The organism is Pseudomonas sp. Y39-6, assembly GCF_023651955.1.
In the GTDB taxonomy this organism is placed as follows: domain Bacteria; phylum Pseudomonadota; class Gammaproteobacteria; order Pseudomonadales; family Pseudomonadaceae; genus Aquipseudomonas; species Aquipseudomonas veronii.
The window spans coordinates 6,030,851-6,045,452 of record NZ_CP069594.1; the positions used below are offsets into that span (position 1 = coordinate 6,030,851).

Here is a 14,602-nt window from a genome sequence, read left to right on the forward strand (position 1 = left end):
AAGTGTCCAGCTAACAAAAAGCCCCTTAATAAGGGGCTCCGCTAAAACTGGTTGCGGGGGCCGGATTTGAACCGACGACCTTCGGGTTATGAGCCCGACGAGCTACCAGACTGCTCCACCCCGCGACAAAGCTGGGGCGGAAGTATACGACCGATCCCTTACAGGGTCAATGTAACCTTCCACCTACAAGAAAGCCCGCAACAGCGGGCTCTCCTGATAATTGGTACCGAGAAGGGGACTCGAACCCCTACACCCTATGGGCACAACCACCTCAAGGTTGCGTGTCTACCAATTCCACCACCTCGGCAATACAGCGTTTACAACCCTTCTTACTTCTGCTCTTGAGCTGGAGGCACGTCAGTCGCTGGAGTAGCCGACTTTTGCTCTTGAAGCACCGGGACATCATCAGAAGCCGGTTTTGCTTTTGGTACTTCCAACACTGCCGGGTTTGGCAAACCTACTTGAGTCAGCACATGAGCTTTCTCTTTAGCAAAGTAACCTAACCCTAAGCTGGTTATGAAGAAACCTGCGGCAAGTATAGCAGTAAACTTACTAAGAAAGGTAGAGGAACCTTGGCTTCCGAACACAGTATTTGAAGCACCTGCACCGAAAGACGCACCAGCATCCGCACCTTTACCCTGTTGCAACAAAACCAGGGCAACTACGCCCAGGGCAGCCAACAGATGAAAAACGACTACGACTGTTTCCAGCATTTTTTCAGTTTCCCGCGGCGCGACAAATCGCACCGAACTCATCTGCATTCAGGGAAGCTCCACCAATGAGCCCCCCATCGATATCCGGCATGCCGAACAGTTCGACCGCATTGGCCGCCTTCACGCTGCCGCCGTATAGAAGCCGCACACCTTGTGCGACCTCAGAATTCTCTGCCGCCAACTGCGCGCGGATAGCTGCATGCACATCCTGCGCCTGTTGCGGTGTTGCAGTCAGCCCGGTGCCAATGGCCCAGACCGGCTCGTAAGCGATGACTGCCTTCGCAAACGCACCAACACCCAGCTCCTCGATGATGCTGCCCAGCTGACGCGAGACAACTTCAAGAGTCTTGCCCGATTCGCGCTGCTCAAGGGTCTCCCCTATGCACAACACCGGAATCAAGCCACAAGCCTGTGCCGCTGCGAACTTGCGATTGAGTGTCCCATCCCGCTCGCCCATCAACTGACGGCGCTCGGAGTGCCCGACAAGCACGTAGGAACAACCCGCATCAACCAACTGACTTGGCGAAATCTCGCCTGTCAGCGCACCTTGCATGGGTTCCATTGCGCAATTCTGCGCGCCGACCTGAATCGACTTACCTTTCAAGCCATCAACCACTTGGTTGATATGCAAGCAAGATGGAAAAACCGCGACATCAACACCGCTCGGCAAGGCCAAGTGACGAAGGCCATTGATCAGCTCAGCGACACTGGCGCGGGTACCGTGCATCTTCCAGTTACCAGCTACCATAGTGCGACGCATGCTGTACCTCGTCGGTCAAAGTGGGCGCAGATGTTACCCAACCACACCATCACTGGCAAGCCGAATTCAGGAGCAAACTTCAGTTACTAGTTTTGCCAGGTCTTCGGCATGCCCGCGAACCAGGGTTTCGTCCTCACCTTCGACCATGACGCGCACCAGCGGCTCTGTGCCGGACTTGCGCAACAACACGCGCCCACGCCCCGCCATTGCCAGGGTCACGCGCTCGCAGGCCGCTTTGACAGCCGGGTGTTCGATCGGGTTGTCGCCACCGGCAAAGCGCACATTGAGCAGCACTTGCGGGCACTTGCGCAGGGCTTGACGCGCCTGGGCCAGGCTTTCCTGGCGACGGCGCAACGCCAACAGCACCTGCAGCGCGGCGATGATCGCGTCGCCCGTGGTGGTGTGCTGGAAGCACACGACATGCCCGGAGTTCTCGCCACCGATCTGCCAATTGCGCTCCAGCAGTTCGGCAATCACATAACGATCCCCGACATTGGCACGCACAAAAGGAATGCCCAGCTCGCCCAGTGCCAACTCCAGCCCGAGATTGCTCATCAGCGTACCGACGACACCACCCTGCAAGCGGTTACGCTCATGCAGGTCGCGGGCAATGATGAACATCAAGTCATCGCCATCAACCACGGCGCCGGTGTGATCCACCATCAGCACGCGGTCACCGTCGCCATCAAAGGCAATACCCAGGTCGGCATGCTCGGCCAGGACGGCAGCCTGCAATTGCTCCATATGCGTGGAGCCGCAGTTTTCGTTGATGTTCAACCCGTTAGGCTGGGCGGACAGCACCGTCACTTCCGCACCCAGCTCCTTGAATACGCTCGGCGCCACTTTATAGGTCGCACCATGGGCACAGTCGACGACAATCTTCAGCCCGGCGAAATTGGTGCTGCTTGGCACACTGCTCTTACAGAATTCGATATAACGGCCAGAGGCGTCGTTGATCCGCGACACCTTGCCCAGCTTGCTGGACTCGACCACCGTCATCGGCGCATCCAGCAGCTCTTCGATCATCAGCTCGATCTCATCCGGCAGCTTGGTGCCCTGCCCCGAGAAGAACTTGATGCCGTTGTCATCATGAGGATTGTGCGAAGCACTGATCACAATGCCGGCTTCGGCATGGAAGGTACGCGTCAGGTAAGCGATCGCCGGGGTCGGCATCGGGCCCAGCAGCATTACATCGGCACCGGCGGCGGACAAACCGGCCTCCAGCGCAGACTCAAACATATAGCCTGAGATACGCGTGTCCTTGCCCACCAGGATGCGGCACGCGCCCATGCTGCGGAACGCCATGCCTGCCGCCCAACCCAGCTTGAGCATGAAATCGGGGGTAATCGGAAACTCGCCGACCCGACCACGGATACCGTCGGTGCCAAAGTATTTCTTTGTCATAAGTGCTCCATCATTCTTATTCGGCCGATTCTACTGCGGCAATCATGCGGACAACATCCACGGTCTCAGCGACATCATGCACACGCAAGATACGCGCACCCTTGGTCACAGCAAGTGCCGCCAGCGCCAACCCACCATAAAGCCGCTCGCCCACCGGGCGATTCAGCGCCAGACCTATCATGCTCTTGCGCGAAACGCCGACCAACAAAGGTCGACCCAGGGCATGCAAGGCTTCCATATGCTTGAACAGACTTAGATTGTGCTGCAGGGTCTTGGCGAAACCAAACCCCGGATCGAGGATAATCTTGTCGGCAGCGATCCCTACGGCGGCGCATTGAGCAATGCGATCAGCCAGGAACCCGCTCACTTCGCCAACCAGATCATCGTAGTGCGGATTGTCCTGCATGGTGCCGGGCTCGCCCAGCATATGCATCAGGCACACCGGCAGGCCGGTCGCCGCGGCGGCGTCCAGCGCGCCATCACGCTGCAACGAACGCACATCGTTGATCAGCCCCGCGCCCAGGCGCGCCGTTTCGCGCATCACCGCCGGGGTCGATGTATCCACGGAAATGATCACATCCAGCTCGCGAGCGATGCGCTCGACGATCGGCGCCACCCGCTCCAGTTCCTCCACGGGAGAAACCACGCGAGCACCGGGCCGGGTCGACTCGCCGCCGACATCGATCAAGGTCGCACCCGCCGCCACCATCGCCTCGGCGTGACGCAACGCAGCATCGAGCTGATTGAAGCGACCACCATCGGAAAAGGAATCGGGGGTTACATTAAGAATGCCCATGACATGCGTATGGGCCAAATCAAGAACCCGGCTGCCGCAAGGCAACCGGGTGGAGGACGACGCAAAAGTCATTTCAAACCTTAGTGGTCAGCTGCAGGACCGCCGATCGGGTTTTCAGGGCGTTCGTTCTGAACCACTGGCGGCGTGCCAGAGGTGCCCGAACCACCTTCCCAATCGCGAGGTTCACGCGGTGTACGGCCCGCCATGATGTCGTCGATCTGATCGGCATCAATGGTTTCGTACTTCATCAGCGCATCCGCCATGGCATCCAGCTTGTCGCGGTTGTCGGTGAGGATCTGCTTGGCCGTGCCGTAGCACTGGTCAATGATGCTGCGCACTTCGGAGTCGATCAGCTTGGCTGTCTCACCGGAGAAGCTGGCACTTTGACCGCCACCGCCACGCCCCAGGAACACTTCACCTTCTTCCTCGGCGTACATCAAAGGACCGAGTTTTTCCGACAGGCCCCATTTGGTCACCATGTTCCGCGCAATCTGGCTGGCACGCATGATGTCGTTGGAAGCACCGGTGGTGACACCGTCAAAGCCCAGGGTCATCTCTTCAGCAATCCGGCCGCCGTACAGCGAGCAGATCTGACTGATCAACGCACGCTTGGAGAGGCTGTAGCGATCTTCTTCCGGCAGGAACATGGTCACACCCAGCGCCCGACCACGAGGAATGATCGACACTTTGTAGACCGGGTCATGCTCAGGCACGACGCGCCCTACGATAGCGTGACCGGCTTCGTGATAAGCGGTGTTCTGCTTCTCTTTCTCGGACATGACCATGGATTTGCGCTCGGCGCCCATCATGATCTTGTCTTTGGCCAGTTCGAACTCTTTCATTTCCACGATGCGCTTGCCGGTACGGGCCGCAAACAGCGAAGCCTCGTTCACCAGGTTGGCCAGGTCGGCACCGGAGAAGCCAGGCGTACCGCGGGCAATCACGGCCGGAGCCACGTCGTCGCCCATGGGTACTTTACGCATGTGGACTTTCAGAATCTGCTCACGACCACGGATATCCGGCAAGCCCACCACAACCTGACGGTCGAAACGGCCTGGACGCAGCAATGCAGGGTCCAACACATCCGGACGGTTGGTTGCGGCAATGACGATGATGCCGTCATTCATTTCAAAGCCGTCCATCTCCACCAGCAACTGGTTGAGGGTCTGCTCACGTTCATCGTGACCACCGCCCATGCCAGCACCACGATGGCGACCAACGGCGTCGATTTCATCGATGAAGATGATGCATGGCGCGTGCTTCTTGGCCTGCTCGAACATGTCGCGAACACGGCTGGCACCGACGCCGACGAACATTTCGACGAAGTCCGAACCGGAAATGGTGAAGAACGGCACCTTGGCTTCACCGGCAATCGCCTTGGCCAGCAAGGTTTTACCGGTGCCCGGCGGGCCGACCATCAGCACACCGCGTGGAATGCGGCCACCCAGGCGCTGGAACTTGCCCGGATCACGCAGGAACTCGACCAGCTCACCCACTTCTTCCTTGGCTTCGTCGCAACCGGCGACGTCAGCCAGGGTGGTCTTCACCTGATCTTCAGAGAGCAGGCGCGCCTTGCTCTTGCCGAAACTCATCGGCCCGCCCTTGCCTCCTGCACCACCTTGCATCTGGCGCATGAAGAACATGAACACGGCGATGATCACCAGGATCGGGAAGCTTGCCACCAGGAGTTGAGTCCAGATGCTCTGCTGCTCAGGCAGCTTGCCTTCGACAATCACGTGGTTATCCACCAGGTCGCCGATCAGACCGTTGTCCTGGATTGCCGGACGAATGGTCTTGAAGCCGTCGCCATCGTTGCGCTTGCCGGTAATCACGTAGCCATCAACCGCTACGCGCTCGACCTTGCCATCCTTAACTTGCTGGATGAAGTCGGAATAGTTGAGGGTCTGCGGCTCGTTAGGGCTGGAGAAGTTGTTCATCACCGTCACCAGGACAGCCGCGATGATCAACCACAGGATCAGATTCTTTGCCATATCGTTCAATTAACTACCCTCTGAAGCAAGCTCCGCTACTGGCGCGCGCTTCGCATGATATTCACCGGCCTAACTTACTACATTACCTACAACTCTGGCAGGCGCCGTCTGTAACCCTTTGTGAAACTTTGACTACACAATATTCGTAAAGCTTCGTGACGAAAGCGATATAAAAAAACCTATCGACTCCCCTCAAACCTTCAAAGGCGCTCATCACTCGCTGCACCTTCGATACCGCGGAACCCCCGCGCCAGCAGATATTGCTCGCGAGACCGGTCCCGTGAGGAGTCCGGTTTGCGCATCTGCACCTTATCGAACAGCTTGCGGATGTTCTTGTGGTACTCGTCGAAACCTTCGCCCTGGAAGACCTTGACCAGGAAATCACCACCCGGACGCAATACCCGCCCCGCCAGATCCAGCGCCAACTCGCACAGGAACATGGCTCGCGGCATATCAACAGCCGGTAATCCACTCATATTGGGGGCCATGTCGGAAATCACAAGGTCCACCTGCGAATTTCCCACAGCCTGCAGGATCTCAGCTAACACCGCATCCTGGGTAAAGTCACCATGGACGAAGGTCACATCCGGGATGCTGTCCATCTCCAGGATGTCGGAAGCGATCAACCGGCCTTGCCCGCCAATCAGACGACTGGCCACCTGGGACCAGCCACCCGGGGCGGCGCCCAGGTCGATCACGCTCATGCCGGGACGGAACAGTTTGTCCTTGTCCTGAAGCTCCAGCAGCTTGTAGCTGGCCCGGGAACGGTAGCCGTCCTTTTGCGCCTTTTTGACGTAAGGGTCGTTGAAATGCTCTTGCAGCCACTTAAGGCTAGTTTTGGAACGGGCCACGGGCCACCTCGAAAATAAAACGGGTCGTGATTAACTGGGCGGTCCCGGACTCGCTCGGGTAAACTGGCCGCCGCTTTTTACAAGATCAGACGCAGGGGTCAGATTATGCCGCTCACTCAAGAGCAGAAGAAACAGTACAAATCCATTGGCCACCATCTGAAACCAGTTTTGATCGTGGCCGACAACGGTTTGACTGAAGGTGTGTTAGCCGAACTTGAACGCGCATTGGGCGATCACGAACTGATCAAGATCAAGGTCAACATCCTTGACCGCGAAGCGCGCCTGGCCGCCATTGCAGAACTGTGCAAGGTTGGCAAGGCAGACCTGGTTCAGGTCATCGGCAAGATGGCACTGCTGTATCGCAAGAACTTCAGCGTCAACAAGCAACTGTCGAACGTTCATCGCTTCAAATGACAACAAGGGTCACGGGCGTGCTTCGCGCGCCCCGCCACTCCACCCAGGCGCCGGCTGCATCACCAGCACCAAGCCGGAAAACCCTAGCACAAGATAGCTGAATAGCTGCCAGCGCAACGCTTCCGGCAGCCACACATGCACGATGCAATACATTGCACACGCATACAGCGCCATCAACAGCAGTTGGCCGCGAATATCCCGCCACAAACTCCCCAAGCCTTCGGCCTTGATCAGCACCAGCGCCTGAAGCGTCACGCACGCCGCCGCAAAACCCACCAGCAGCGCACTCAGTAATCCATCGATCTCATCGATCAACAACGGCGCCAGGCCAATCAGGCCCAACGCCGGTAACACGCCAATATGCAACAACCACAGGCCACCCACCCACAGCATCTGGGCAAACTGCCAAAGCATGGCGCCCGCACGAAGCGGGCGCCGCCTTTCAGACATGGCGAACTTCAACAATCTCGTACTCGATCACGCCACCGGGCGTTTTCACAACCACCACATCACCCTCTTCCTTGGCAATCAAGGCACGGGCGAGTGGCGAACCGACGGAGATCTTGCCGAGTTTGAAGTCAGCTTCGTCTTCACCGACGATGTGGTACACCACGCTTTCGTCGGTTTCGACATTGGCGATTTCCACCGTGGTGCCGAAAATCACTTTGCCGGTGTGCGGGATGGTCGTGACGTCGATGATGACCGCATTCTGCATACGGCCTTCGATGTCACGGATCCGCGCCTCGACCATACCCTGCTGCTCGCGGGCAGCGTGGTATTCGGCGTTTTCCTTCAAGTCACCCAGCTCGCGGGCCGTACCGATGTCCTGGCTCAGCTTTGGACGTACGACCTTGGTCAGATGGGCGTGCTCCTCTTCCAGGGCCTTGGCGCCCCGAACGGTCATTGGGTATTTGATCATGCCTTCAATCCTGCGTGTAGATCCTGCAAGCGACGCACGGTCTTTTCCGGACCGAACTTGAGCGCTTCGCAGATAGCTTCGCCAGCAGCAATGGTCGTGGTGCAGTAGATCTTGTGCTGCAAGGCATTACGACGAATGGAGTAAGAATCCGCAATCGACTGACGACCCTCAGTGGTGTTGATGATCAGAGTGACTTCGTCATTCTTGATCATATCGACCACATGCGGACGGCCTTCCGTCACCTTGTTCACGCGACGCACTTTCAGACCCGCCGCTTCAATCAGCCTGGCGGTCCCGGCGGTGGCCACGATCTCGAAGCCCAAGTTGATCAGATCACGGGCCACGCCTGCAACCAGTGGCTTGTCATCGTCGCGCACGCTGATGAAAGCAGTACCGCCGGTCGGCAGCACTTCGCTGGCACCCATCTGGGCCTTGGCGAACGCTTCACCGAAGGTATCGCCCACGCCCATCACTTCACCGGTGGACTTCATCTCTGGGCCCAGGATCGGGTCCACGCCAGGGAATTTGGCGAATGGGAACACCGCCTCTTTCACGCTGTAGAAGTTCGGAATGATTTCCTTGGTGAAGCCGATTTCCTTCAGGGTCTTACCGGCCATCACGCGGGCAGCGATCATGGCCAGGGACACACCGATGCACTTGGACACGAACGGCACGGTACGCGAGGCGCGCGGGTTGACTTCGATGACGTAGATGTCTTCGCCTTGCAGCGCCAACTGTACGTTCATCAGGCCGACCACACCCAGTTCCAGGGCCATTTTCTTGACCTGTTCGCGCATCTCGTCCTGGATGTGCAGCGGCAGCGAGTAAGGCGGCAGCGAGCACGCGGAGTCACCGGAGTGAACGCCCGCCTGTTCGATGTGCTGCATGATTGCGCCGATGACCACGTCAGTACCGTCGCAAACCGCATCCACGTCCATCTCGATGGCGCAGTTGAGGAAGTGGTCCAGCAGCACCGGGCTGTCGTTGGACACTTTCACCGCATCACGCAGGTAACGCTTGAGTTCTTCTTCTTCGTAGACGATTTCCATCGCCCGGCCGCCCAGTACGTAGGACGGACGCACCACCAGCGGGTAGCCGATCTTGCTGGCCGCACGCAGGGCTTCGTCTTCGCTGCGCACGGTAGCGTTCGGCGGCTGACGCAGGTTCAGGCGCTCGACCATTTGCTGGAAGCGCTCACGGTCTTCGGCACGGTCGATGGCGTCCGGGCTGGTGCCGATGATCGGCACGCCAGCGGCTTCCAGGGCTCGGGCCAGTTTCAGCGGGGTTTGGCCGCCGTACTGGACGATCACGCCTTTAGGCTTCTCGACGCGCACGATTTCCAGCACGTCTTCCAGGGTGACCGGCTCGAAGTACAGGCGGTCGGAAGTGTCGTAGTCGGTGGAAACGGTTTCCGGGTTGCAGTTGACCATGATGGTCTCGTACCCGTCTTCGCGCAGGGCGAGGGCGGCGTGTACGCAGCAGTAGTCGAACTCGATGCCCTGGCCGATACGGTTCGGACCGCCACCCAGGATCATGATCTTGTCGCGACCCGACGGCGCAGCTTCGCACTCTTCCTCGTAGGTGGAGTACAGGTAGGCGGTGTCGGTGGAAAACTCGGCGGCGCAGGTGTCAACGCGCTTGTAGACCGGGAAGATGTCCAACTTGTGGCGATGAGTGCGCAGGTTTTTCTCAGTCACACCCAGCAACTTGGCCAGGCGCTGGTCGGAGAAACCTTTGCGCTTGAGGCGGAACATGGTGTCGCGGTCGATGCTGGCCAGACCCAGGGTCTTGACCTTCTCTTCTTCCTTGATCAGATCTTCGATCTGCACCAGGAACCACGGATCGATCATGTTCATGCCGAAGATGTCTTCGACGGTCATGCCGGCGCGGAACGCGTCAGCGACGTACCAGATACGCTCGGCGCCCGGCACGGTCAGCTCGCGCTTGAGCACGCTCATGCTTTCCGGATTGCTCAGGTCGAGCTTCTCGTCCAGGCCGCAAACGCCGACTTCGAGGCCGCGCAGGGCTTTCTGCAGGGATTCCTGGAAGGTCCGGCCAATGGCCATGACTTCGCCGACCGACTTCATCTGGGTGGTCAGGCGCGCGTCAGCCTTGGGGAACTTCTCGAAGGCGAAACGTGGCAGCTTGGTCACGACGTAGTCGATGGACGGCTCGAAGGACGCCGGGGTCTTGCCGCCGGTGATGTCGTTCGACAGTTCGTCCAGGGTGTAACCCACAGCCAGCTTGGCCGCGACCTTGGCGATCGGGAAACCGGTGGCTTTCGAGGCCAGGGCCGACGAACGGGACACACGCGGGTTCATCTCGATCACGACCATGCGGCCGGTGTTCGGGCAGATACCGAACTGCACGTTGGAACCGCCAGTCTCCACGCCGATCTCGCGCAGTACCGCCAGGGAGGCGTCACGCAGGATCTGGTATTCCTTGTCGGTCAGGGTCTGTGCCGGAGCAACGGTGATCGAGTCACCGGTGTGCACGCCCATCGGGTCGAAGTTCTCGATGGAGCAGACGATGATGCAGTTGTCCTTCTTATCGCGGACAACCTCCATCTCATATTCTTTCCAGCCGATCAGGGATTCGTCGATCAGCAGCTCTTTGGTCGGCGACAGGTCCAGGCCGCGGGCGCAGATTTCTTCGAACTCTTCACGGTTGTACGCAATACCGCCACCGGTGCCGCCCATGGTGAAGGACGGACGGATGATGCACGGGAAGCCCAGGGTCTCGAGGACCGCATTGGCTTCTTCCATGCTGTGGGCGATACCGGAACGCGGGCACGCCAGGCCGATGGACTTCATCGCCTTGTCGAAGCGCGAACGGTCTTCGGCCTTGTCGATGGTGTCGGCGTTGGCACCGATCATCTCAACGCCGAATTTTTCCAGGATGCCTTCGCGCTCCAGGTCGAGGGCGCAGTTCAGGGCGGTCTGGCCGCCCATGGTCGGCAGCAGTGCGTCCGGACGCTCTTTCTCGATGATCTTGGCAACGGTCTGCCACTTGATCGGCTCGATGTAGGTGGCGTCGGCCATGGCCGGGTCGGTCATGATGGTGGCCGGGTTGGAGTTCACCAGGATGACGCGGTAACCCTCCTCGCGCAGGGCTTTACAGGCCTGGGCGCCGGAGTAGTCGAATTCGCAGGCCTGGCCGATCACGATCGGGCCAGCGCCGAGAATCAGGATGCTTTTTATGTCTGTACGTTTTGGCATGGGTTTGTCACTCAAATCCGCAGGTCAGTCGGCAAGCCGTCTTGAACAATCTTTGAAGAGCCTGCGGGGGCCACCGACAGTCGGGGCCGCCCGCAGGCCGCTCAGTCAGCGTCGCTTGGCCATCTCATTGATGAAACGGTCGAACAGCGGCGCTACGTCGTTCGGGCCCGGGCTGGCTTCAGGGTGGCCCTGGAAGCTGAACGCGCTCTTGTCGGTGCGCTCGATGCCTTGCAGGGAACCGTCGAACAGCGACTTGTGGGTCGCACGGACGTTGGCCGGCAAGGTCGTTTCATCCACCGCAAAACCGTGGTTCTGGCTGGTGATCATCACTACGCCGGTGTCCAGGTCCTGTACAGGGTGGTTCGCGCCGTGGTGGCCGTGCCCCATTTTCAGGGTCTTGGCGCCGGAGGCCAGAGCGAGCAGTTGGTGGCCCAGGCAGATACCAAACACCGGAATCTCGGTCTCCAGCACGTCCTTGATCGCCTTGATGGCGTAGTCGCATGGCTCAGGGTCACCCGGGCCGTTGGACAGGAACACGCCGTCCGGCTGCAACGCCAGGACGTCGCTGGCCGGGGTTTGCGCCGGCACCACGGTCACGCGGCAACCGCGCTCGACCAGCATGCGCAGGATGTTGTACTTGATGCCGTAGTCGTAAGCCACTACGTGATAGGGCAGATCAGCAGCGTCGATGGTCTCGTGGCTGTCGGTCTTCAAGTCCCAGACAGTGGAGCGCCAATCGTACTGTTGCTGGGTGCTGACGACTTTCGCCAGGTCCATGCCCTTCAGGCCAGGGAAGCCTTGCGCCGCAGCAATTGCCGCAGCCTCGGAGATATTCTCACCGACCATGATGCAGCCGTTCTGCGAGCCTTTTTCACGCAGGATGCGTGTCAGGCGGCGCGTATCGATACCGGCGATCGCCACAACGTTGTTGGCTTTCAGGTAATCGGACAGCGACATCGTGCTACGCCAGTTGCTCGCAACCAGTGGCAGGTCACGAATCACCAGGCCCGCGGACCAGACGCGATTGGACTCGACGTCTTGCGGCGTAGTACCGGTGTTGCCGATGTGCGGATAAGTCAGGGTAACGATCTGTTGGGCGTAGGAAGGATCGGTAAGGATTTCCTGATAGCCGGTCATGGCAGTGTTAAACACCACCTCTCCAACGGTTTGACCGTCGGCTCCAATGGCTTCGCCGCGAAAAATGCTGCCATCAGCAAGGGCGAGTATGGCTGGCTTAGTCAAGAAGACCTCCCGTAAATAAAGCCTGAAAGGGCGATCGCAGGTTGTAAAAAAGCGGAGTGACGTATGGACACGTCACCCCGCTTCTTCACTGAATTATTCTGCGCGCTTTTAGTGGACACACTAAAGCTGTAGCTTACAGAAAAAGGCTGTTTTGGTCCACCGCTAATGAGCCTTAAAGGCAGGAGAATGCGACAGGACGTCGCTTAGCGGGTAAAAACGGGGCCTTAGGATAATCCCGAGGCCCCATTTTAGCTACTGATTAGTGCAGATCCAGCACATCGCGCATGTCATACAGACCCGGCGCACGCCCATCCAGCCACAGCGCGGCACGCACCGCCCCCTTGGCGAATGTCATGCGGCTGGAGGCTTTGTGCGTGATTTCCAGGCGCTCGCCTTCAGTGGCGAACAGCACGGTGTGATCACCGACGACATCGCCACCACGAACGGTGGCAAAACCAATGGTGTCACGCGCACGCGCGCCGGTATGACCTTCACGCCCGTACACCGCCACCTTCGACAAGTCGCGACCCAGGGCATCGGCGATAGCCTCACCCATGCGCAACGCGGTTCCCGACGGCGCATCGATCTTGTGGCGATGATGGGTCTCGATGATTTCGATATCCGCCTCATCGCCCAGCACGCGCGCCGCCAGATCCAGCAGCTTGAGCGACAGGTTCACGCCCACGCTGAAGTTGGCGGCAAACACGATGGGAATATCCTTGCCCGCCTCGACCAGCAACTGCTTCTGCTCAGCGCTCAAGCCGGTGGTGCCGATCACCATGGCCTTGCCCGCCTTGCGGCAGAACGCCAGGTTTTTCAGCATCACGTCCGGCAGCGTAAAGTCGATCAGCACGTCGAATTCGTCCGCCACCTGCTCCAGATTGCCGGACAACGACACCCCGATACGCCCCAGCGAAGCCAGCTCACCGGCATCGGCGCCGATCAGCGTACTGCCTGGGCGAACGATCGCCGCGGTCAGGCCGGAGGCCGGCGAGCGCTGCTGTACCGCTTCGATCAGGGTTTTACCCATGCGCCCGGCAGCGCCCATTACGGCTATACGTCGCATACTCAATTCCTTACAAGTCGCCGAAGAAGCGCTTCACGCCATCGAAGAAGCCCGTGGTTTTCGGCGAGTGGGAGTCGTCACCCTCCAGCGAACTGCGGAACTCTTCGAGCAACTCGCGTTGGCGACGACCCAGGTTAACCGGCGTTTCCACCGTGACACGGCACATCAGATCGCCCGCACCGCCACCACGCACCGGCGCCACGCCTTTGCCACGGATACGGAACTGCTTGCCGGTCTGCGTCCCCTCAGGGATCTTGAGCTTGACCCGACCATCCAGAGTCGGAATCTCCAGCTCGCCGCCCAGGGCCGCATCAACGAAGCTGATCGGCACTTCGCAGAACAGGTGTTTGCCGTCGCGCTGGAAGATCGAGTGCTCGCGCACATTGATCACCACATACAGGTCACCCGTCGGGCCACCCTGAGTCCCCGCCTCGCCTTCGCCCGACAGGCGAATGCGGTCACCGGTATCCACGCCCGCCGGCACTTTGACCGACAGGGTTTTGTACTCTTCGACACGCCCTTCACCGTGGCAGGCATCGCACGGGTCAGAAATGATCTTGCCTTGGCCTTGGCACCGCGGGCAGGTTTGCTGCACCGAGAAGAAGCCCTGCTGCATGCGGACCTGACCGATACCACCGCAGGTCGGGCAAGTGATCGGCGAGGAGCCTTTCTTGGCCCCCGAACCGTCGCACGGCTTGCAGTTGACCAGCGTCGGCACGCGGATATTGACGCTGGTGCCGCGCACGGCTTCTTCCAGGTTCAGTTCCAGGGTGTAGCGCAGGTCGCTGCCGCGCTGGGCACCGCCACGCTGACCACCGCGGCCACCGCCGAAGAAGTCGCTGAACACATCGCCGAAAATATCGGAGAAGTTCTGGCCGCCGAAGCCGGCACCGCCGCCACCCATGCTCGGGTCGACGCCGGCGTGACCGTACTGGTCGTAGGCCGCACGCTTGTTGGGATCACACAGGCATTCGTAGGCCTCGTTGGCCTCTTTGAACATTTCTTCGGATTCTTTGTTATCCGGATTACGGTCCGGGTGGTGCTTCATCGCCAGGCGACGGTAAGCCTTCTTCAGGTCCGCCTCGCTGGAACCGCGCTCCACACCCAATACTTCGTAATAGTCACGCTTTGCCATAAGTCTTTGCACTCTTAAGGACGTTCAGCCAGACCCTCCTGAGCCTTGCCGAACTCGTTGAGCCCCAATACAGGCCCGGACCCAACTCACGTC

Annotated in this window: 13 protein-coding genes and 2 tRNA genes; 1 reads left to right on the plus strand and 14 read right to left on the minus strand. The window is 59.4% G+C overall.

Features of this window, described 5'->3' with window-relative positions; all coding sequences use genetic code 11:
• Window positions 1-48: 48 nt before the first annotated feature.
• The 8 genes from JN756_RS27475 to rlmE form a co-directional block, all read right to left on the minus strand.
• A tRNA-Met gene (locus JN756_RS27475) sits at window positions 49-125 on the minus strand.
• Between the two features lie 96 nt (window positions 126-221).
• A tRNA-Leu gene (locus JN756_RS27480) sits at window positions 222-307 on the minus strand.
• A 22-nt stretch (window positions 308-329) separates the two neighbouring features.
• Entirely contained in the window at window positions 330-713 is a 384-nt protein-coding gene (gene secG, locus JN756_RS27485; protein WP_010206600.1) for a preprotein translocase subunit SecG, read from the minus strand.
• A 4-nt stretch (window positions 714-717) separates the two neighbouring features.
• Window positions 718-1,473: a triose-phosphate isomerase gene (gene tpiA / locus JN756_RS27490; RefSeq protein ID WP_046382042.1), complete on the minus strand. Its 756-nt coding sequence runs from the start codon at window positions 1,471-1,473 to the stop codon at window positions 718-720.
• A 66-nt stretch (window positions 1,474-1,539) separates the two neighbouring features.
• On the minus strand, window positions 1,540-2,877 hold the full coding sequence (gene glmM / locus JN756_RS27495; protein WP_017847420.1) for a phosphoglucosamine mutase: 1,338 nt from the start codon (window positions 2,875-2,877) through the stop codon (window positions 1,540-1,542).
• 16 nt (window positions 2,878-2,893) lie between these two features.
• A complete protein-coding gene (folP, locus tag JN756_RS27500) occupies window positions 2,894-3,745 on the minus strand; it encodes a dihydropteroate synthase (RefSeq protein ID WP_026140085.1) in 852 nt (283 codons plus the stop codon).
• Between the two features lie 8 nt (window positions 3,746-3,753).
• Entirely contained in the window at window positions 3,754-5,664 is a 1,911-nt protein-coding gene (gene ftsH / locus JN756_RS27505) for an ATP-dependent zinc metalloprotease FtsH (protein ID WP_017847418.1), read from the minus strand.
• A 200-nt stretch (window positions 5,665-5,864) separates the two neighbouring features.
• Complete coding sequence (gene rlmE, locus JN756_RS27510; RefSeq protein ID WP_017847417.1) at window positions 5,865-6,515, minus strand: 23S rRNA (uridine(2552)-2'-O)-methyltransferase RlmE; 651 nt, start codon at window positions 6,513-6,515, stop codon at window positions 5,865-5,867.
• A 105-nt stretch (window positions 6,516-6,620) separates the two neighbouring features.
• Between rlmE and JN756_RS27515 the strand changes: the two genes are divergently transcribed.
• Window positions 6,621-6,929 (plus strand): YhbY family RNA-binding protein, encoded by a 309-nt coding sequence (locus tag JN756_RS27515; RefSeq protein ID WP_017139256.1) that lies wholly within the window; start codon window positions 6,621-6,623, stop codon window positions 6,927-6,929.
• A gap of 9 nt (window positions 6,930-6,938) precedes the next feature.
• Here JN756_RS27515 and JN756_RS27520 read toward each other — a convergent pair whose 3' ends face one another.
• The 6 genes from JN756_RS27520 to dnaJ all read right to left on the minus strand — a co-directional run bounded on the left by JN756_RS27520 (window position 6,939) and on the right by dnaJ (window position 14,509).
• Complete coding sequence (locus JN756_RS27520) at window positions 6,939-7,343, minus strand: hypothetical protein (RefSeq protein WP_017847416.1); 405 nt, start codon at window positions 7,341-7,343, stop codon at window positions 6,939-6,941.
• A gap of 28 nt (window positions 7,344-7,371) precedes the next feature.
• Window positions 7,372-7,848, minus strand: coding sequence for a transcription elongation factor GreA (greA, locus tag JN756_RS27525; protein ID WP_017847415.1), 477 nt, complete (start codon window positions 7,846-7,848; stop codon window positions 7,372-7,374).
• Window positions 7,845-11,066, minus strand: a complete 3,222-nt coding sequence (gene carB, locus JN756_RS27530; RefSeq protein WP_017847414.1) for a carbamoyl-phosphate synthase large subunit — start codon at window positions 11,064-11,066, stop codon at window positions 7,845-7,847. Before carB ends, greA begins: the two co-directional genes overlap by 4 nt.
• Before the next feature lie 105 nt (window positions 11,067-11,171).
• Complete coding sequence (carA, locus tag JN756_RS27535) at window positions 11,172-12,308, minus strand: glutamine-hydrolyzing carbamoyl-phosphate synthase small subunit (protein ID WP_108525435.1); 1,137 nt, start codon at window positions 12,306-12,308, stop codon at window positions 11,172-11,174.
• 259 nt (window positions 12,309-12,567) lie between these two features.
• Window positions 12,568-13,374, minus strand: a complete 807-nt coding sequence (gene dapB, locus JN756_RS27540) for a 4-hydroxy-tetrahydrodipicolinate reductase (protein ID WP_026140082.1) — start codon at window positions 13,372-13,374, stop codon at window positions 12,568-12,570.
• Window positions 13,375-13,384: 10 nt separating this feature from the next.
• Window positions 13,385-14,509 (minus strand): molecular chaperone DnaJ, encoded by a 1,125-nt coding sequence (gene dnaJ, locus JN756_RS27545; RefSeq protein WP_017847411.1) that lies wholly within the window; start codon window positions 14,507-14,509, stop codon window positions 13,385-13,387.
• Window positions 14,510-14,602: the final 93 nt, after the last annotated feature.

What these genes read in the sequence shown, in the direction of transcription:
- secG (WP_010206600.1), bottom strand. Translation starts at nt 713, where the DNA reads ATGCTGGAAACAGTCGTAGTCGTTTTTCATCTGTTGGCTGCCCTGGGC.
- tpiA (WP_046382042.1), bottom strand. Translation starts at nt 1,473, where the DNA reads ATGCGTCGCACTATGGTAGCTGGTAACTGGAAGATGCACGGTACCCGC.
- glmM (WP_017847420.1), bottom strand. Translation starts at nt 2,877, where the DNA reads ATGACAAAGAAATACTTTGGCACCGACGGTATCCGTGGTCGGGTCGGC.
- folP (WP_026140085.1), bottom strand. Translation starts at nt 3,745, where the DNA reads ATGACTTTTGCGTCGTCCTCCACCCGGTTGCCTTGCGGCAGCCGGGTT.
- ftsH (WP_017847418.1), bottom strand. Translation starts at nt 5,664, where the DNA reads ATGGCAAAGAATCTGATCCTGTGGTTGATCATCGCGGCTGTCCTGGTG.
- JN756_RS27515 (WP_017139256.1), top strand. Translation starts at nt 6,621, where the DNA reads ATGCCGCTCACTCAAGAGCAGAAGAAACAGTACAAATCCATTGGCCAC.
- JN756_RS27520 (WP_017847416.1), bottom strand. Translation starts at nt 7,343, where the DNA reads ATGCTTTGGCAGTTTGCCCAGATGCTGTGGGTGGGTGGCCTGTGGTTG.
- greA (WP_017847415.1), bottom strand. Translation starts at nt 7,848, where the DNA reads ATGATCAAATACCCAATGACCGTTCGGGGCGCCAAGGCCCTGGAAGAG.
- carB (WP_017847414.1), bottom strand. Translation starts at nt 11,066, where the DNA reads ATGCCAAAACGTACAGACATAAAAAGCATCCTGATTCTCGGCGCTGGC.
- dapB (WP_026140082.1), bottom strand. Translation starts at nt 13,374, where the DNA reads ATGCGACGTATAGCCGTAATGGGCGCTGCCGGGCGCATGGGTAAAACC.
- dnaJ (WP_017847411.1), bottom strand. Translation starts at nt 14,509, where the DNA reads ATGGCAAAGCGTGACTATTACGAAGTATTGGGTGTGGAGCGCGGTTCC.